General features: G+C 41.5%; 18 protein-coding genes. 6 read left to right on the top strand and 12 right to left on the bottom strand.

Features of this window, described 5'->3' with window-relative positions; genetic code table 11:
* Positions 1-63: 63 nt before the first annotated feature.
* The 3 genes from dxs to xseB are packed head-to-tail and all read right to left on the bottom strand — an operon-like array spanning position 64 to position 3,088.
* Positions 64-1,926, bottom strand: a complete 1,863-nt coding sequence (dxs, locus tag C9J12_RS14640) for a 1-deoxy-D-xylulose-5-phosphate synthase (protein ID WP_107243397.1) — start codon at positions 1,924-1,926, stop codon at positions 64-66.
* Positions 1,927-1,950: 24 nt separating this feature from the next.
* A complete protein-coding gene (ispA, locus tag C9J12_RS14635; RefSeq protein WP_107243396.1) occupies positions 1,951-2,853 on the bottom strand; it encodes a (2E,6E)-farnesyl diphosphate synthase in 903 nt (300 codons plus the stop codon).
* A complete protein-coding gene (gene xseB, locus C9J12_RS14630; protein ID WP_006230849.1) occupies positions 2,846-3,088 on the bottom strand; it encodes an exodeoxyribonuclease VII small subunit in 243 nt (80 codons plus the stop codon). The genes ispA and xseB overlap by 8 nt, the downstream gene beginning before the upstream one ends.
* Before the next feature lie 216 nt (positions 3,089-3,304).
* Here xseB and pomA point away from each other — a divergent pair, with 216 nt between their 5' ends.
* The 3 genes from pomA (at position 3,305) to thiI (ending at position 6,660) form a co-directional block, all read left to right on the top strand.
* Positions 3,305-4,066 carry a flagellar motor protein PomA gene (gene pomA, locus C9J12_RS14625; protein ID WP_107243395.1) on the top strand — a complete coding sequence of 254 codons (762 nt, stop codon included), beginning with the start codon at positions 3,305-3,307 and terminating at the stop codon, positions 4,064-4,066.
* 8 nt (positions 4,067-4,074) lie between these two features.
* Positions 4,075-5,007 (top strand): flagellar motor protein MotB, encoded by a 933-nt coding sequence (locus tag C9J12_RS14620; protein ID WP_107243394.1) that lies wholly within the window; start codon positions 4,075-4,077, stop codon positions 5,005-5,007.
* A gap of 204 nt (positions 5,008-5,211) precedes the next feature.
* A complete protein-coding gene (gene thiI / locus C9J12_RS14615) occupies positions 5,212-6,660 on the top strand; it encodes a tRNA uracil 4-sulfurtransferase ThiI (RefSeq protein ID WP_107243393.1) in 1,449 nt (482 codons plus the stop codon).
* A gap of 79 nt (positions 6,661-6,739) precedes the next feature.
* Here the strand turns inward: thiI and yajL are convergent, their stop codons facing one another.
* The 9 genes from yajL to C9J12_RS14570 form a co-directional block, all read right to left on the bottom strand.
* The gene (gene yajL / locus C9J12_RS14610; RefSeq protein ID WP_107243392.1) at positions 6,740-7,360 is read right to left on the bottom strand and encodes a protein deglycase YajL; all 621 of its coding nucleotides are present in this window, start codon (positions 7,358-7,360) and stop codon (positions 6,740-6,742) included.
* The gene (gene panE / locus C9J12_RS14605; protein WP_107243391.1) at positions 7,350-8,315 is read right to left on the bottom strand and encodes a 2-dehydropantoate 2-reductase; all 966 of its coding nucleotides are present in this window, start codon (positions 8,313-8,315) and stop codon (positions 7,350-7,352) included. Before panE ends, yajL begins: the two co-directional genes overlap by 11 nt.
* Positions 8,316-8,512: 197 nt before the next feature.
* A complete protein-coding gene (locus C9J12_RS14600) occupies positions 8,513-9,331 on the bottom strand; it encodes a nucleoside-specific channel-forming Tsx family protein (protein ID WP_107243390.1) in 819 nt (272 codons plus the stop codon).
* Between the two features lie 374 nt (positions 9,332-9,705).
* Positions 9,706-10,518 carry a nucleoside-specific channel-forming Tsx family protein gene (locus C9J12_RS14595; RefSeq protein ID WP_107243389.1) on the bottom strand — a complete coding sequence of 271 codons (813 nt, stop codon included), beginning with the start codon at positions 10,516-10,518 and terminating at the stop codon, positions 9,706-9,708.
* Between the two features lie 361 nt (positions 10,519-10,879).
* Complete coding sequence (locus C9J12_RS14590) at positions 10,880-12,268, bottom strand: AmpG family muropeptide MFS transporter (protein WP_107243388.1); 1,389 nt, start codon at positions 12,266-12,268, stop codon at positions 10,880-10,882.
* Positions 12,269-12,439: 171 nt separating this feature from the next.
* Positions 12,440-12,802: a hypothetical protein gene (locus tag C9J12_RS14585; protein ID WP_107243387.1), complete on the bottom strand. Its 363-nt coding sequence runs from the start codon at positions 12,800-12,802 to the stop codon at positions 12,440-12,442.
* 46 nt (positions 12,803-12,848) lie between these two features.
* Positions 12,849-13,400, bottom strand: coding sequence for a peptidylprolyl isomerase (locus C9J12_RS14580; RefSeq protein WP_011217568.1), 552 nt, complete (start codon positions 13,398-13,400; stop codon positions 12,849-12,851).
* Positions 13,400-13,969: a YajG family lipoprotein gene (locus C9J12_RS14575; RefSeq protein ID WP_107243386.1), complete on the bottom strand. Its 570-nt coding sequence runs from the start codon at positions 13,967-13,969 to the stop codon at positions 13,400-13,402. The genes C9J12_RS14580 and C9J12_RS14575 overlap by 1 nt, the downstream gene beginning before the upstream one ends.
* A 92-nt stretch (positions 13,970-14,061) precedes the next feature.
* Positions 14,062-15,186: a methyltransferase gene (locus C9J12_RS14570; RefSeq protein WP_107243385.1), complete on the bottom strand. Its 1,125-nt coding sequence runs from the start codon at positions 15,184-15,186 to the stop codon at positions 14,062-14,064.
* A gap of 179 nt (positions 15,187-15,365) precedes the next feature.
* Here C9J12_RS14570 and bolA point away from each other — a divergent pair, with 179 nt between their 5' ends.
* From bolA to nqrA, 3 genes are all read left to right on the top strand, one after another.
* Positions 15,366-15,674 (top strand): transcriptional regulator BolA, encoded by a 309-nt coding sequence (gene bolA / locus C9J12_RS14565; RefSeq protein WP_107243384.1) that lies wholly within the window; start codon positions 15,366-15,368, stop codon positions 15,672-15,674.
* A gap of 275 nt (positions 15,675-15,949) precedes the next feature.
* On the top strand, positions 15,950-17,035 hold the full coding sequence (locus tag C9J12_RS14560) for a TRAP transporter substrate-binding protein (RefSeq protein ID WP_107243383.1): 1,086 nt from the start codon (positions 15,950-15,952) through the stop codon (positions 17,033-17,035).
* A gap of 411 nt (positions 17,036-17,446) precedes the next feature.
* Positions 17,447-18,229: NADH:ubiquinone reductase (Na(+)-transporting) subunit A (nqrA, locus tag C9J12_RS14555; protein WP_107243469.1), on the top strand; the 783-nt coding region annotated here is incomplete at its 3' end.

Raw genomic sequence — 18,229 nt, 5'->3', positions numbered from 1 at the left:
AGGCAGAGAAGCGTCCTAGTTTCTAGTAAAGGCTAGAAACTAGGAAAGGTAAGTAAAATGGTATTAAGCAATATAATCACGAATCTGCTTTTCAATACCAGCGGCATCAATTTCTAATGCGGTATGCAGTTCTTGCTGTGTACCTTGTTCAACAAAACGGTCGGGAAGACCAATGTTAAGCACTGGCTTTAAGCATTTTGACTTCATCATGAACTCGATAACACCACTCCCGGCACCACCGGCAATAGCATTTTCTTCAACCGTTACCAATACATCATGCTTGGCGGCTAATTCTAGAATGAGCGCTTCATCAAGTGGTTTTACAAACCGCATATCAGCCACCGTCGCATTCAATTTCTCAGCGGCTTCTAACGTATATTCAAGCATCGTACCGAAACTCAGGATAGCAATCTTCTCACCTTGACGGCGAACAATCCCTTTACCGATTTCAAGTGCGGTCATCTCTTGCTGTATATCTGCGCCTAATCCATTACCGCGAGGGTAACGTACCGCGCTTGGACCTTGATGCTTATGACCCGTATATAGCATTTGGCGACATTCATTTTCGTCGCTTGGTACCATAATCACTATATTAGGAATACAACGCATAAAGCTAAGATCAAAAGCACCTTGGTGAGTTTGACCATCAGCGCCAACTAGACCACCACGATCAATAGCAAACATTACGGGAAGTTCCATAATGGCAACATCGTGAATTAATTGATCATAGCCACGCTGTAAAAATGTCGAGTAGATAGCAACAACGGGGTTATATCCACCGATAGCCATACCACTTGCGAGGGTTACAGCGTGTTGCTCTGCAATCGCGACATCAAAATACTGGCTTGGGTATTCTTTCGAGAAGCGTACCATGCCAGAGCCTTCACGCATCGCTGGCGTGATAGCCATTAGTTTTTCATCTTCAGCGGCCATATCACATAGCCAATCGCCGAAAATTTTCGAGAAAGTCGGTTTAGCATTTGTCGCTTTTGGTAACGGATTTTGACTTAGATCGAATTTAGGTACTGCATGGTAATTAATTGGATCCGCTTCAGCTGGTGCGTAACCTTTACCTTTTTTCGTCATAATATGAAGGAACTGCGGTCCTTTAAGGTTACGCATGTTCTTCAAGGTTTTGACTAATTCAGTAACATCATGACCATCAACAGGGCCAATATAGTTGAAGCCTAGCTCTTCAAACATGGTGCCAGGAACAACCATGCCCTTGATATGTTCTTCTGCGCGTTTAACCAATTCTTTGATCGGCGGTGCGCCAGCTAATACTTTCTTGCCGCCTTCACGAATGGTGGTGTAAAGGCTGCCAGAGAGTAAGCGAGCTAAGTGATTATTCAGTGCGCCGACATTTTCTGAAATTGACATTTCATTGTCATTTAGAATCACTAACATGTCTGAATGTACATCACCAGCATGGTTCATGGCTTCAAACGCCATGCCTGCGGTAATCGCCCCATCACCAATTACGCTAACAACTTTACGGCCTAAGCCTTCTTTATTAGCGGTTATAGCCATTCCAAGACCAGCACTGATCGAGGTTGAAGAGTGACCGACAGATAATACGTCGTACTCACTCTCACCACGCCAAGGAAATGGGTGGATACCGTTTTTTTGGCGGATCGTTGACATTTGGTCACGACGACCAGTTAGAATTTTATGTGGGTAAGCTTGATGGCCTACATCCCAGATCAAATGATCAAAAGGCGTGTTATACACATGATGTAGGGCAACAGTCAGTTCTACAGCACCAAGACCTGAGGCAAAATGCCCGCTTGACTGGCTGACTGAGTTAAGCAAGTAGGTACGTAGTTCATCACATACCTCCGGTAAACTTTCAACCGGCAGTAAGCGTAGTTCATCTGGCGTATTGGCTAAAGCAAGATGAGGGTATTTTGATATATCCAGAGTCATAACATTTCGGCGCTTTTACTGATTTTAGTTATTGCGTTCGATAATGTATCGGGCAAAAACTTCTAATTGGGTTGTATTGTAGGGTATTGCATCCAATGCTTGTAGCGCTTCTTGATAAAGTTGTTGTGTTTTTTGTTGTGCACCTTCCAATCCTAGTAAAGCTGGGTAGGTACTTTTATCAAGCGCGAGATCTGAACCTTGTGGTTTCCCCAGTGTTTCAGTATCACTTGTAACATCAAGAATATCGTCTTGAACTTGGAATGCGAGACCAATTGCGTCGGCGAATTGGTTTAGCTGTGGCAATACCGCTACGCCTTTTTGACCTGCAGCGAGTGCACCTAAACGTACGGCACATCGGATAAGTGCCCCCGTTTTGTGCTTGTGAATAGTTTCAAGCTGCTGTAAATCAACCTGTTTACCTTCTGCTTCTAAATCAAGTGCTTGACCTACACACATTCCCGCAGCACCAGAGGCTTGGGCAAGCTCTTTGATCATCGCGATACGTTGAGTATTACCGTCATCATTTAATTTGCCATCAGCAAGAATTTCGAAAGCAAGTGTTTGCAGTGCATCTCCAGCAAGAATAGCTAAAGCTTCATCAAATGCAATGTGGCATGTTGGGTGACCACGACGTAGCTCATCGTCATCCATAGCAGGCAGGTCATCATGAATTAATGAATAAGCATGAATACATTCTACCGCTGCAGCAGGAGTATCAAGATCGGCGCATTCAGCCCCTAGCATTTGACCCGTAATATAGGTTAAAAACGGACGTGCGCGTTTGCCGCCGAGTAATGTGCCATATTTCATGGTTTTTACTAGTGCTTGATCGGCAAAAGGCTGCGCTTCAAGCCATTGAGCTAAATGTTGATTACTACGATCCTGATAATGCTTCAGTGACTGTGATAAAGTTAAATTGTTATTCATTGTTCTCATTAAATTCAGTCAGGGGTGCTTCATCATCAGCTTGAAGTAATATTTCTACACGCTGTTCTGCTTGTGTTAGTTTTTTCTGACTAGTGCGAGCAAGCATAATGCCACGTTCAAATTTCTTTAGTGCATCTTCGAGTGCAATATCACCAGACTCTAACTCGTTTACAATGGAATCGAGTTCATCTAATGCTGCTTCAAATGCCATATTTTCTGGTTTTTTAGCGGCCATAAATTTTTCACTATTTTCTAAGTGCTGGAAAAGTAACGCAGAGAGTAATCTGGGTCAAATTATGTCACATGATTTTGTGTTTGAGGCAGTAATTTTCGTCTTTTGAACGAAGAAAGCTAAATGAAAAACGAAAGGTGCCGATATAGGTACACTTCTGTAGAATACCGCTGTTGATTTAATAATAAATACGATGCGTCACAAAAAGGGGAGCTTTTCGTGGATTTGGCAACGCTTATAGGCCTAGTAGGTTCATTCGCATTTGTAGCAATGGCAATGTTACTAGGTGGCAGTTTAGGGATGTTTTTTGATGTTCCCTCGGTATTGATTGTACTGGGAGGAACCACATTTGTTGTTTTGATTAAATACAGCATTAGTCAGTTTTTCGGTGCGGCTAAAATTGCAGTGAAAGCATTCATGTTCAAGACGGACAATCCAGAAGACTTAATCGCTAAAATTGTTGAAATGGCTGACGCCGCGCGAAAAGGGGGATTTTTAGCGTTAGAAGAAATGGAAGTTGATAACACTTTCTTACGTAAAGGTATCGATCTGCTTGTTGATGGCCATGATGCTGATGTTGTTCGTGCTACTTTACAAAAAGATATCGGCTTAACCAATGAGCGACATGAAAAAGGGGTCGGTATTTTCAGTTCCTTTGGTGATGTTGCACCAGCAATGGGGATGATTGGTACGTTAATCGGTTTAGTGGCGATGTTATCAAACATGGATGATCCTAAATCAATTGGTCCTGCAATGGCTGTCGCTTTGTTAACCACCTTGTATGGTTCTATTCTTGCGAACATGGTTGCAATACCAATTGCTGACAAATTGTCATTACGTAAGAACGAAGAGAAATTGAATCGTCGATTAATTCTTGATGGTGTTCTTGCTATTCAAGATGGTCAGAATCCGCGAGTGATCGATGGGTACTTGAAAAATTACCTTAATGAGAAAAAACGTGGCGTAGACGTAGATGGTTAGAGGTCACAATGGAAGAAGATGATTGCAAGTGCCCCCCTGGCGCGCCGTTATGGATGGCGACTTTTGCGGATCTAGCGACCTTGTTAATGTGTTTTTTCGTACTTTTGTTGTCATTCTCAGAGATGGATGTACTGAAATTCAAACAGATTGCAGGTTCGATGAAATTTGCTTTTGGTGTTCAAAATATGCTGGAAGTGAAAGATATTCCTAAAGGCACCAGTGTTATCGCGCAAGAATTTCGCCCTGGGCGACCTGAGCCAACACCAATTGAAGTTATCATGCAACAAACCATTGATATGACTCAGCGTACTCTTGATTTCCACGATGGTGAATCAGACCGTGCCGGAGGCACCAAGCGTGATGCGGGTAAGTTAACTGGCGGGAAATCGGCTGATGTGGCAACTCAAATGAATCAAAATAATCAATCGGAGATGTCTGAGTCGCAAGAACAGTTATTGGAAGTCATGCAAAAAGCGCTTGATCGCGAAATTCAAGATGGTGCGATTGAAGTTGAAAATTTCGGTCAACAAGTTGTTATTCGAATCAAAGAAAAAGGTGCATTCCCGGCTGGCTCTGCTTTTTTACAGCCTAAATTTCGCCCCTTAGTGCGACAGATTGCTGACTTAGTGAAAGATGTTCCCGGCATTATTAGAATTTCAGGTCATACTGATAATCAGAAGTTAGATTCCGAACTATACCGTTCAAATTGGGATTTATCTGCGCAGCGAGCAGTCTCTGTTGCTCAGGAAATGGAGCAAGTTAAAGGGTTTGATCATAAGCGATTACGGGTGGTTGGGTTAGCTGATACTGCGCCATTAAATAGCAATAAAACGGCGGAAGAACGGAAAGTAAATCGTCGCGTTGAGATTTCGATCATGCAGGGTAAGCCGCATTACTCTGATGAAGTGACGAGTTCAGACATACAGAGTAGTGCTGAATAGCTATTATTAGTCTTAAGGTATGATGCTTTAAACTAACTATTTGTCTGTCATTTGTTGAGATTGAAAGATGACATCTACTCTATTTGGCAGCTATGGTTATAAGGTTTCAATAACAGCAAGGTTTCAGCAACTGCTTGCTTGCTGTATAATCCGCGCCGTTGATTCCGTTCGGTATTAATTTGGCCCAGTGTAGCGAAGCATGTTATGAAATTTATCGTTAAGCCCCATCCAGAGATCTTTTGTAAAAGCGACTCTGTTCGTAAACGTTTTATAAAGATTCTTGATAGCAACATTCGCATTATGGTTAAGCGTGTGTCTGAATCCGTTGCGGTATATAACCGTCGTTATCATATTGAAGTTACAGCAAACGATGACAGTGATCGCGATCAAATACTGGCGATTTTGATGCAGACTCCAGGTATTCATCATACGTTGGAAGTGAAGCAGACTGAATTTAAAGATTTGCACGATATTTTCGAGCAAACGCTTGAACTTGTTGGCGAACAACTAGAAGGTAAAACATTCTGTGTACGCGCTAAGCGCCGTGGACAGCATGATTTTACGTCGATTGAACTGGAACGTTACGTTGGTGGCGGTCTAAACCAAGCGGTTGAATCGGCAAGTGTAAAGTTAAAGAATCCAGATATAACAGTCCGTATTGAAGTTGATTATGATCACCTGCATCAAGTATTGCACCGTCATAAAGGCTTAGGTGGTTTCCCTCTAGGTACGCAAGAAGACGTATTGAGCCTAATTTCAGGTGGCTTTGATTCTGGTGTTTCAAGCTACTTGCACATTAAGCGTGGCAGTAAAGTACATTACTGTTTCTTTAATTTAGGTGGTCCTGCCCATGAGATTGGTGTGAAGCAAGTTTCTCACTTCTTATGGAAAAAGTACGGGTCATCAGCAAAAGTTAAATTTATCTCGATTGATTTCGAACCTGTTGTTGCTGAAATCCTTGAGAAAGTGGACAACGGCCAAATGGGTGTTGTGCTAAAACGTATGTTTATGCGAGCTGCTGGTCAGGTTGCAGAGCGTTATGGAATTCAAGCGCTTGTTACGGGTGAAGCGTTAGGTCAGGTGTCGAGCCAAACTCTAACAAATCTACGTATGATTGATAATGTGACGGACAGTTTGATCCTTCGTCCACTTATCAATTGGGATAAAGAAGATATCATTGATATTGCTCGTAATATTGGCACAGAAGAATTCGCAAAAACAATGCCTGAATTCTGTGGTGTTATCTCGAAAAATCCAACGATTAAAGCAGTCAAAGCTAAGCTTGAAAAAGAAGAAGCTAACTTTGATTTTGCTATCCTTGATCGTGTGATTGAAGAGGCGCGCGTGATGGATATTCGTGATATCGAAAAACAAAGCCAAGAAAAAGCACCAGAGATAGAGCTTGTTGATCAAATTGGTGATGGTGCAATCGTTCTGGATATTCGTAGTCCAGATGAAGAAGACGAAAGCCCGCTTGTTATTGATGGCGTGGAAGTAAAACATCTTCCGTTCTATAAATTAGCGACTCAGTTTGGCGATCTTGATCAAGACAAAGAGTACTTGTTGTATTGTGATCGTGGTGTAATGAGCCGCTTACAAGCACTATATTTGACCGAAAATGGTTACGGTAACATCAAAGTTTACCGCCCATAGTTGAAAACATCATCAAAATAAAAAAGCGAGAACCTTGGTTCTCGCTTTTTTTTATCTATGTGTCCCGTCCTGAAATAGGTTATGTCTTTGGTAATATGTCGTAATGCATATTTGGCCATACAACCATCGGGCCCGCGACTTCTGCCGCTTTTTCTTTACCCGCTAAACGAACAATAATTTCTAACGCAAATTCTTGTGAAGTGCCAGGCCCTTGGCTGGTTAGCAAATTGCTATTTACATCGTAAACAACACGTTTAGCACGACGACGCACTTCGGGAATATAGTATTGGAAGGCTGGGTGTGCTGTCATTATTGCCGTCGGAAACATGTTGTGATGCTCTAGAACAAGGGCAGGAGCTGCACAGATAGCCGCAATCAGCTTACCGTCGTATTTATGCTGCTCTACGAACTCAACTAGCAACGGGCTGTCACGGAAGCATTCAGCGCCACCTACACCACCAGGTAACACCACACAATCAAATTGTTCATCAGCAACCGCCACTAATGCCGCATCGGCAACTAATTTAATGCCACGAGAGCCAGCAACGATTAATGCACCGTCTGAGGCAACACTGGCTGTTGTTACACCAAACCCTGCGCGCAAAAGAATATCAATCGTATTGATCGCTTCCATCTCTTCAGTGCCGGGGGCGATACAAACAGCAACAGTCATTGTGCGGTTGTGATCATCATTTGTCATCGTGGTTTTGCTCCAATAATTTAACGTCTTGCCATAGCTGGGTATTCATGGGTACAGCAATGCCGTGTACCTTTGCCCGTGTAATGAGATAACCCGTAATATAATCGATTTCAGTCTTTCTTTGCTGGAAAATATCTTGATACATGGATGAATAGTTAGCCGCAGTCGCCTTAATAACGGTATCGACTGTTTGTCTTAATTTTTTAGCGGTTACTGCATAGCCTTCAGCTTGCATGACCGCTGCGACTTCATGGCAAACTTGCGTGAGAACGGTATGATATTTAGGGGTTGCCAATTCACCATTTTGGCATTGATGTATTGCTGTTAGTGGATTAATCGCACAGTTAATGGCTAACTTTTGCCACAATGGTTCATTAATATCATGATGCCAGCCACAAGGTGCTAAAGCTTGATGAAAGAGCTCAGCAAGGCTGTCGAAACCCTGAGCCGATTGATTGAAAGCACCGAGCCATGTTGGCCCTAATCCAGTATGGTTTATTTGTTCTTTGTCGGTTTTGAAAGCAGCTTGAGACGTGGTGGCATAAAGAATAGGGTGATCAACGAGTCGCGTTTTAACGTGCTGCTGTGTTCCCATTCCATTATGCATAATTATAATGGGGGTGTGTGGTGCAATATGATCAAAGATGTCGTTTAAGGCTTGCTCAACTTGGAATGCTTTTACCGTCACAATGATAAGCTCGCTCTTGGCAATGCTTTGTATATTATTACTCGTAAAATCAAAGCGCTCTGGTGCTAATGGCGTTTGAATATAATTTTTTTCATGAGTGCCATCTTCTTCTTGAATACTATCTTTTGTTTGAACGCAGTCATTCAATACGATAGGGAATGACGGTTTGTCTGTTCTTGTCCAAAAGTGAATATTGTGCCCTTGTTTCGCTAGGTGACAAGCCCATAAACATCCGATAGCACCAGCGCCTAAAATTGTTATCTGCACAGCATTATTCCAAATTTATCTATTACTACGATCATATCATGAGCCGGAATTATAGCGGTATGGTAGGGGGCTTTCTTTATAAAAGAGTCTATCTTTTCGAGGTTTACTCCAAAGTAAGATAGGTTCTTCATGAAAATTATCATGAAGAACCTATGGGGAAATAGCCGTTAGAAATAGCATTTAAGAAGAGGGATCACTTAGAATTTATAGGTAGCTGCAACGTAGTGGCTTATACCTGTTGATTCGAATGAATTTGTATCTTCAATTAAGTACACATCATTATATAGTTTGAAGCCATAGCCGACTGAATAGCGGTCGGAATGCCAATAGAAGCCATTAAACATTACACCACCATGGCTGGCTTGCGAATTACCTTGGAAGCTGCTCCCAGCCCCAAATTGATAATCAATATAGCCTTGATAAGCGACAAAACTACCATTATCTAAGGTATAAAAAGGTTTAAACCAATTGGTGGAAATCTGATAACCATTCCAGTCTTTGGCGGTAATATTATAATGACCGTAGAAATTAAGCCCAACCTTGCCAAACCATGGCACATTGATATCGGAACCAATACCCCAGAAGGAATTATTGGGTTCAAAATCAGCTTCTGTTCCGCCTCCCCAATTAAATAATGTCGCAAAGTAGAGCTCTTGTACGGAGCCAAAGGAAAGATCTTTTCCGGTAACGGCATCGAGTGATACTCGTGGGGCAAATTTCATGAACATTTTAGGTTTGCCGTCTTTATCACTTGTACTGCTTTCAGTTAAATCAAAAATATCAATATAACCATATAAATCAAAGATTCCAGAACGCCCCCCAAACTCCATTTCCAAGTAATCATGCCCAGAATGGCTGTTGGGATCACGAGGTAGTTCTTCATAGGCATACATAAGGTTGAATTGAAGCCATTTGTAGTCATTTTTGTGAATATCGTCGGAATAGTCGACGGCGAAAACGGTACTAGATAACGCTAAAGCTGAGCCAATACTGAGTGTAGAGAGTATTTTTTTCATGGAGAGATCTCGCTTTTATGCCGTTGCTGTTTCATTGTGTCGTTATGCCCATATTGTATTTGTCGTTGAACATAACTTTAAAAAGTAGTGCCTTGCTCAGCATGGTTAAATAATAAGCAATGCATCTAAAACAAGGTTAGCGTAGATTCTCAGTTTTGTGTGAGGGTCTTAAATTTAAGCAAGTAAAGTGTTGCGCAGATGGCATGAAGATATAAGAAGGTACTGAAAAAACACTGAAAAGAGGGGGAGTATTAAAAACAATAAATGTCTTATTTTTGCGAATTGTAGTGCTAAATTGACGCTATCTTCACTTAAAGATACTAAAAAAGGCGCCAATAGGCGCCTTTCATGTTCAACAAGAAGGGGGGAACTTCTTAGAACTTGTATGTCATGTCAAAGTAGTGAGAAACACCCGTTGATTTGAAGCCTGAGCTGTCTTTGATACCGTAGATATCTTTGTAGCCTTTCAGGCCGTAACCGACAGCAAAGCGCTCTGAGTGCCAGTAAAGACCGTTGAACATAGCACCACCATTGCTTGCTGATGCATACTCATCTTCCATACCAAATTGGAAATCGATGTAACCTTGGTACGATAGGAAAGAACCGTTGTCGAAGAAGAAGAATGGTTTGAACCAGTTAGTTGAAATTTGGTAACCGTTCCAATCCTTTTGGTTCATGTCGTATGTGCCGTATAGGTTCAAGCCCATTTTGCCGAACCAAGGTACCATAACATCAGAACCTAGACCTACTTTATAGTTATTCACACCAAAGGTTTCTTTCGAGGAGTTAGATGTGCTGCCATCCCAAGTCAATTCAGATGCAATGTACATTTCTTGTACAGGGCCAAAGGATAGGTCTTTACCTGTTAGTCCATCAAGAGACATACGTGGCGCAAACTTCATGAACATTTTTGAGTCGCTGTTTGCTTTATCACTGCTTGAACTACCAGTTAAGTTGAAGATATCAACGTAACCGTACAGATCAAAAATTCCTGAACGACCGCCAAATTCCATTTCAAGGTAATCATGGTCAGATTCACCTGGAAGTTCATTTACAGCGTACATTAGATTGAATTGCAGCCATTTGTAATCGTTTTTGTGGATGTCATCAGAATAGTCAGCTGCACTTACTACTGCTGGTAGTGCTGTTGCTGCTAATACGCTCAGTGCTACTAGTGATTTACGCATGATCAGATACTCGCTAATTGTGTCGATATGATCGGACTTATATGGGCTGTCCGTACTTATGGCGGTGATTCTATTGTTTTATGTCACCTTTGGGAATGTAACGATTACGCAATCCTTTGCTAAGTGTGATATTGATCGGCTGTAATCGATTTCAAAGAGAAGGTTTTAGTGATCTTTATGTTTTTTTTTTGAAATTTAATTGAACTTTTTAAGAGGTATGTGAAATTGGTATAATTTTAAGGATAAATAGACTGGGGGTTTAGAAGGGAAATAGGGTTATAAAAAAAAGAGAGATATTCTGCGTCAACAGAATACCTCTTTGAATACTGTGTTTAGGTCAATAATGGGCGGCAGCTCTTCGCTAAGAAGCGAGGGTAGAGCTAACTTCATCATGCTTTTTGGTTTTTGTTGCCACTAAATAAACGAGCAGTAAAACTGGTAAGCCGATCAGTGCGGTCGTAAAGAAGAAAGTGTTATAACCAAAGTTGTCGACATACATGCCTGAAAACCCAGCAATGAACTTCGGGAATAACAACATTATTGAGCTAAATAGTGCATATTGTGTCGCTGAAAATGCGACATTGGTTAAACTGGATAGATAAGTAATGAAAGCTGCGGTGGCAATACCGGCGCTTAAGTTATCGGCAGAGATGACAATCGCAAGCATAGGAATGCTATTACCAATAAAGGTAAAGAGCATAAACAGTAAATTCGTGCAGGCAGATAAAAAAGCCCCCAGTGCTAATATACGCATGGTACCGAACTTACTGATCAAAATACCTCCCAGCCCAGCACCCACTAGCGTCATAATTACGCCATAGATTTTGGTAACAGACGCCACTTGGGTTTTAGTGAATCCCATATCGACATAGAAGGCATTGGCCATTACCCCCATAACAACATCGGAGATTCGATAACAACCAATCAAAGCTAAGATGAGTAAAGCATGACGCCCGTATCGATCGAAAAAATCTTTGAAGGGCATAACAGCAGCAGTATAGAACCATGCGGCTATTCTGGCTTTTTTCGGTGTCATACCATCACTGACTAATTGTTGGCGATATTCTCGTTCAGCATTTTCAATGTCAGCGCTATCAATACTGGGTTCGTTAATACACAGAGCCGTAATAATACCGACCAACATAAAACCAGCCATGATGAAGTAAGCGAATTTCCAACCTGTTACATCATATTCTGTATCTGAACCAAACCATGCTGCAAATGCTAAGGCCCCAGCCCCTGCCATGATCATTGCAAGGCGATAACCTGTCATATAAGCAGCGGCTAGTGCGGCTTGAAGGCGTTCTGTTGCGAGTTCAATGCGGTAGGCATCAATGACGATATCTTGTGATGCAGAGGCAAAAGCAACAATTATGGCAAAAATGGCGAGTTGAAACAGATCAACTTGAGGGTTGCTGAGTGCCATGCCGCATAATGAAAGCACAATCATTAATTGTGAAAACAACATCCAGCCGCGTCGTCGACCAAATAGGTGGGAAAAAATAGGAATAGGGAAGCGGTCGATTAATGGTGACCATATCCATTTAAAGCCGTAAGCGAGTGCTACCCAACTAAAGAAGCCAATATCAGTTCGGCTGACTTCAGCTTCACGAAGCCAAAACGACAGGGTACCAAATACAAGTAATATCGGCAGTCCAGAAGAAAAGCCTAGCGCCAGCATGATGAGTACTTTCTTCTCTAGGTATACTCGCCAACCCTGATTGTTATTATCTTCTACCGCTTGTTCCATGAATACCTCTAACCCTTGATAGCGTCGCCGCTGTATCTATCAATTATAAAGGTAAGCTACTGTGAACTTCTGTAAAAAGACAGTCAAAAATACGGTTTATTATTAAGTAGTTGTCATTTTTACAAATAGTAAGCGTTATATTGCTTTATTTAGGCAGTAGAGCACGACTTTCTAAGGTCTGATCCCTTGCATTTTTATAGGCATTGAACCGACACCAAGTAAGAATTGAGCGCAACCAGACACTTTAAATTGAATAAAGCTATTACCCAGTAGTTGGTGTTCTTCTAAGGATTCCAATAGATGTAAAAGGTGCCAATAAGCAGATTCATATCCATTCTCGGGCGTACCGGAAGAAACCGATAATTTCCACCATTCATGAAGGTGTTCAGTACAGGTTATTTTTAGCGAAGTGTAAGTCACATCACCATTCATCGTGCCAAGTGCACTTACTGCAAGAGCGGGAGCATAATCGGCAATGTGCTTATCAATCATTTCAGAAGAAATGTCTGGCTTTGATGATACAAGAGTTAGCATAGCAGTCACCTGAACATTAGATAACGCTCAGGTGACGTTATCTAATCTATTTAATAATTTTAATAGCCTTAATAACTATAGGTTGCTGAGGAACATCTTTCATACCTAAAGACCCAATAGTTGTGGTGGGTATATCAGTCATTTTTTCAATAGTTGAGAAGCCCTTCACAACTTCACCAAATACGGCATAACCAGCACGACCACCTTGAGCGTTCAAAAAACTATTATTTTGGTAATTGATGTAAAACTGACGAGTTGCTGAGTCCGGGTTTTGTGTACGTGCCATCGCAACTGTTGCTCGATTATTCTCTAAGCCATTCGTTGATTCATTTTTGATTGGCGAATAACTATCGCGACGCTTCATTTCTTGATCAAACCCCCCGCCTTGTGCCATGAAACCTGGAATAACACGGTGAAAAATCGTGTCTACATAACTGCCATCTTCGACATAACGTAGAAAGTTTTCGCTTGAAATTGGTGCTTTTTCTTCATTCAGTTGAATGGTGAACTCACCAAGGTTAGTTGTAACTAATACTTGAGTCGCAGCCGTTACAGGCAAGGCCAGCAATAGACAAAAAGCGAGAAGGTAACGGTGCATTATAAGTTCTCCTGAAGGTATTTGTTCAATTCTGCATCAGCATAAATATCTTTCAATACTGCGGTCATCAGGTTATTCATGCTTAATTCCATATCTTCAACGGATGCGCTCATTGCACCAGTGCGTTCAGACTTGCCTGAATAGCGTTTAACAAATTTGCCTTTATTGGTTTCAACAACCAGTTGTAGCTGTATTTTGCTACTCAGGTCGTGGCTCATGATGCTGTGTTTAACGTTAACCATAGCTTCTAAGATATCAAGACGCATTGTGTCTTGTGCATCTTCTGTTAGCTTATAACCTTGGGATTGGAGTTGACGAGAAAGGGCATCTTCCAAGGTAAGACGTAAATTTTGTGTTGCGTGTAACGGCTGTACATTTTGACGACCGCTATCAACAACTGCAATAAATTGTGCAGTACGTAAGTCACGGCTTTCTAAATTTAGCGCCTGTCCGTTAGTGGTCGGTTGAGTTGCAATAACAGGTGTTGGCGCAAGGGTTAATTGCGGTTCTGCTGGTGTAGAGCAAGCTGTTAACGCAAAAACGGATGCTGCTAAAAAAAACTTTTTCATTTTTCTTTTTATCCTTAACTGAAATATAACCAGCCATGTTAGATACAGATTAACGCGGCTCATCATAGAAAAAAGTTGAACTCGATATGTTGCTATTTTACAGATTGATAGACAATGAATTTGTCATTCTGTGCAATTATATCGACATTACCAAAAAGGCGTTTTAGTTTGTCATCGTATCCTAACTGGCGATTACCAATGACGATTAACTCCCCTTTTGGTCTTAAAACTTGCTTTGCATCACAGAACATTTGCCAAGCAATATGATCAGTAATGGTTGTTTGCTGGTGGAACGGTGGATTACATAAAACGAGATCAGCACTGCTATGTTCAATGTTAGCGAGGCAATCGGTAACAATAGCGGTGAGCTGCTCGGGTGCTTCTAGGTTCTGTTTCGCATTTTCTGTGCAAGATGCGGCAGCCATGAAACTTTCATCGACACAGGTGATTTTTGCCTGTGGGTTACGTCGTGCAGCTTGAATACCGATTACACCGTTACCACAGCCTAAGTCGATAATGTCTTTATATTTTAAGCCTTGTGGAATATGGTTCAGTAATAAACGCGCACCAATGTCTAGGCTTTCACCTGAGAAGACATTGGCATGGTTACTTAATCTGATGCCATGTTCTGGCACATCCCACGCTTTAGCTTCAGGCATGGGTTTTGCGAGTGAAGCATTTGGTTTAATAAAGACTAAACGTGCTTTTTTTACAGCTAAAGATGTTTTGGTCTCGCCTAGATATTTATCACAAAGCTTCAGCGTTGAAGTGTGAATATCTTTTGCTTTTGCCGCGCCAATAACCATGCAATCTTCTGGTAAAAGATGACATAGTTGTTGTAATTGCCAAGTAAGTAAGCGGTTATTCTTAGGCAGCTTTATTAATACTAATTGTGGGTTTTTAGGCAATTCAGCCAAGCAATCAATAATATTAACATTGGGCAGTTGGTTAGCTGTTAGGTTTGCTATACAGCCTTGTTTTGCCACAAAAGAATCAGTAACGGTCGTAACATTAGCTCGTTCAGCAAACCAGCAGCTTAAAGCGCCAAAACTGTCATTCAGAATTAGAATCGGGCGCTGTGGATCGAGCTCCATGTCATGAGTATGATTAATTAAATACTCATCTGCAGCATCCCATGCTTGCAGAGTTTCAATTTTGCGTATCGGAAAACGGTTAAGTTTTAACGTACGATCATGCAGAGTCAGTGCTGGTTTCATTACAGATAACTTTCAGGTATGTTTGAAATTAGTTATCTATTTTCGCAGAACCACTGTGTACTGCAATCCTATTATCGAATTTAACTGCTTTTTTATCTGTTGTTTTTTGAATCTGCAATGATTTAAAGAGCCAAATAAAGCAGTTGATTTACGAATATAAACACCCGTGAGTAAGAGTTATGATTCAGGAACGCATTCAAGAAAAATTACAAAAAGCACTTTCACCTGCTCATTTAGAAGTGATAAATGAAAGTTACATGCACAACGTACCTGAAGGCTCTGAAAGCCACTTTAAAGTGATAGTGGTGAGTGAGCAATTTGAAGGAACACGTTTAATTGGCCGCCATCGCGCGGTGAATTCAGCCCTCGCGCATGAGTTAGCCAATGATATACATGCCCTAGCTATTCATACGTATACACTCAGTGAATGGCAAGAGTTATTAAATGGTGCGCCGTTATCACCGTCATGCCAAGGTGGTTCTAAATAATCGAAACACGAACAAATACCTCTTTAGGGTAGTAGATCGTGACTGTTACGATTTATTCAATATAAAAACCGCATTTGTTGCGGTTTTTTTCGTTTAAAAATTTGAATTGAAAAGCAACATTAGAAGTATGATTGGCGTATTATTGAACGGTATTCCTAAGGATAGGGAAATGAGTAGAGTCTAAATTTCTGGCTATACTTGTGAAGAGTTTGGCACTGATAAACGTTGATACTAATAAGTATAGTTTGCAGTGTGCCAAGCGAAAGGAGTAATAGATGATGCTACGTAGTGTTAAAGTGATTGTAGCACTTATAGCATCGATGCTTATTAGTGCTTGTGATAGTAATGATTCGACAAGCAATGTTGAAGATATTAGTACCGTTGAATGGACGTTAGTGACGTCTTGGCCTAAAGGTTTTCCTGGGTTGGGAGAGGCCCCAGAGCATTTTGCCGAAAAAGTAAACATACTCAGCCGAGGTCGTTTACAAATAAAAGTGTATGGCGCGGGGGAATTGGTACCCAGTTTTGATGTCTTTAATGCTGTCTCTAAAGGTACAGCACAAATGGGGCACTCTGCGGCTTATTACTGGCAAAAAAAGATTCCAGCGTCGCCTTTTTTCGCCTCTATTCCTTTTGGAATGACAGCACAAGAAATGAATGCTTGGCTTCACTACGGTGGTGGCCTTGAATTATGGCAGGAACTCTATGCACCTTTTGGTGTTGTTCCACTGGCTGGAGGGAATACTGGGGCGCAAATGGGGGGGTGGTTTAATAAAGAAATCACCACTATCGATGATCTTTCTGGTTTGAAAATGCGTTTACCAGGCTTCGGTGCCGATGTACTTAAACGTGCAGGAGGGATTCCTGTTAGTTTACCTGGCGGTGAATTGTTTACGGCGTTAGAAACAGGTGCGATCGATGCAACAGAATGGGTTGGTCCTTATAATGACTTAGCCTTTGGTTTACATAACGCCGCTAAGTACTACTATTACCCAGGATGGCATGAGCCAGGAACGAATTTGGAGTTCCTGATTAACAAAGATGCTTTGCAGGCATTGCCCGTTGACTTAAGAGAAGTCATAAAAGTTGCAGCACGTGCCGTCAGCCAAGATATGCTGGATGAATACACATTCAAAAATGTTCAGGCATTGGATATTTTACTCAATGAACATGATGTGTCGTTGAAAGTGTTTCCTGACGACGTTTTGCTTCGGCTTAAGCAACTGACTAACGAATTATTAGTAGAAAAAAGTGACTCAGACCCAACATTAAAGAAAGTGTATGACTCTTATTACCGCTTTCTTATTGATGTTCAGCAATATGGGCGTTTTACAGAGAATGCAGATGTAAATATCGATTAACATCGAGAACTGTTTTTTTAACAATGGAAATGGGGCTTTGTTGCCCTATTATTATGACTGTTTTTAGTGTGTAAGCGCTCTGTTAATTTAATTATGTAAGTGGGTGTATTTTGTTGAATCGAGATATTTCCACATTTGTGCGTTGAGTCAAACTTATCACCCAAGAAAGGTACTCTCTTTGGGTTGTTAATTGATTTTTGGACCTATTAACGTGGTTTGCCGTGGCAAAATCTAGTGAATTAGTGCTAGAATCGCGGGCTTGAAAACGACTTGGCATCAAATGATGTATCAAGCCGGTTAATAGGATGTTGCGATACGGGTTACAAAAAGAGCCCGTGTCAGACAAAGGAAAGTCGTGTCTTAACTGCGCAATATAAAATTCTTTTTCCCGTTAATGTAGTGCAAGTGCGTATGATTACAATAAAAAAAGGGTTAGACATCCCAATCTCAGGGACTCCTACCCAGGTGATAAATGATGGTAATACCATCACAAGAGTTGCCTTACTTGGCGAAGAATATGTTGGTATGCGTCCTACAATGCATACTCGCGTAGGGGATGTAGTGAAAAAAGGTCAGGTTCTTTTTGAAGATAAAAAGAACCCTGGCGTTAAATTCACTGCTCCAGCTAGTGGTAAGGTTGCAGAAATTAATCGTGGCGCTAAGCGTGTTCTACAATCCGTAGTGATTGATGTAGAAGGCAACGAGCAAGTCACATTTAACAGCTATAAGGCTGATCAATTAGCCCAACTAGATCGCGCTGCGATTGTTGAGCAATTGGTTGAGTCTGGTATGTGGACTGCGCTTCGTACGCGTCCGTTCAGCAAAGTTGCTGCAGTCGATTCTGAAACAAAGGCTATCTTTGTGACAGCGGTTGATACTAACCCGCTAGCTGCTAACCCTGAAGCTATTATCAATGAGCAAACAGATGCTTTTGTTGCTGGTTTAACGCTATTGTCGCGTTTAACAAGCGATAAAGTACATGTTTGTAAATCAGGTGCTAGCCTTCCTCGATGTTCTGAAACGAATGTTGAAGAGCACGTATTCAACGGTCCACACCCTTCTGGTCTTGTTGGTACGCACATTCACATGCTATTCGGCGCTAACGCTGCAAATGTAGCATGGCACATCAACTACCAAGACGTGATTGCGTTCGGTCAGCTTTTCCTAACGGGTGAGCTTTATACTGATCGTGTT

Source organism: Photobacterium frigidiphilum, from assembly GCF_003025615.1.
Lineage (GTDB): Bacteria > Pseudomonadota > Gammaproteobacteria > Enterobacterales > Vibrionaceae > Photobacterium > Photobacterium frigidiphilum.
This window is presented reverse-complemented; position numbering and strand designations above follow the sequence as displayed.

Excerpts from the sequence above, each read along its gene's own strand:
- thiI (WP_107243393.1), top strand. The coding sequence starts at position 5,212 with ATGAAATTTATCGTTAAGCCCCATCCAGAGATCTTTTGTAAAAGCGAC.
- C9J12_RS14595 (WP_107243389.1), bottom strand. The coding sequence starts at position 10,518 with ATGCGTAAATCACTAGTAGCACTGAGCGTATTAGCAGCAACAGCACTA.
- ispA (WP_107243396.1), bottom strand. The coding sequence starts at position 2,853 with ATGAATAACAATTTAACTTTATCACAGTCACTGAAGCATTATCAGGAT.
- C9J12_RS14560 (WP_107243383.1), top strand. The coding sequence starts at position 15,950 with ATGATGCTACGTAGTGTTAAAGTGATTGTAGCACTTATAGCATCGATG.
- xseB (WP_006230849.1), bottom strand. The coding sequence starts at position 3,088 with ATGGCCGCTAAAAAACCAGAAAATATGGCATTTGAAGCAGCATTAGAT.
- C9J12_RS14600 (WP_107243390.1), bottom strand. The coding sequence starts at position 9,331 with ATGAAAAAAATACTCTCTACACTCAGTATTGGCTCAGCTTTAGCGTTA.
- C9J12_RS14570 (WP_107243385.1), bottom strand. The coding sequence starts at position 15,186 with ATGAAACCAGCACTGACTCTGCATGATCGTACGTTAAAACTTAACCGT.
- dxs (WP_107243397.1), bottom strand. The coding sequence starts at position 1,926 with ATGACTCTGGATATATCAAAATACCCTCATCTTGCTTTAGCCAATACG.
- C9J12_RS14585 (WP_107243387.1), bottom strand. The coding sequence starts at position 12,802 with ATGCTAACTCTTGTATCATCAAAGCCAGACATTTCTTCTGAAATGATT.
- C9J12_RS14590 (WP_107243388.1), bottom strand. The coding sequence starts at position 12,268 with ATGGAACAAGCGGTAGAAGATAATAACAATCAGGGTTGGCGAGTATAC.
- C9J12_RS14575 (WP_107243386.1), bottom strand. The coding sequence starts at position 13,969 with ATGAAAAAGTTTTTTTTAGCAGCATCCGTTTTTGCGTTAACAGCTTGC.
- C9J12_RS14580 (WP_011217568.1), bottom strand. The coding sequence starts at position 13,400 with ATGCACCGTTACCTTCTCGCTTTTTGTCTATTGCTGGCCTTGCCTGTA.
- bolA (WP_107243384.1), top strand. The coding sequence starts at position 15,366 with ATGATTCAGGAACGCATTCAAGAAAAATTACAAAAAGCACTTTCACCT.
- yajL (WP_107243392.1), bottom strand. The coding sequence starts at position 7,360 with ATGACAAATGATGATCACAACCGCACAATGACTGTTGCTGTTTGTATC.
- C9J12_RS14620 (WP_107243394.1), top strand. The coding sequence starts at position 4,075 with ATGGAAGAAGATGATTGCAAGTGCCCCCCTGGCGCGCCGTTATGGATG.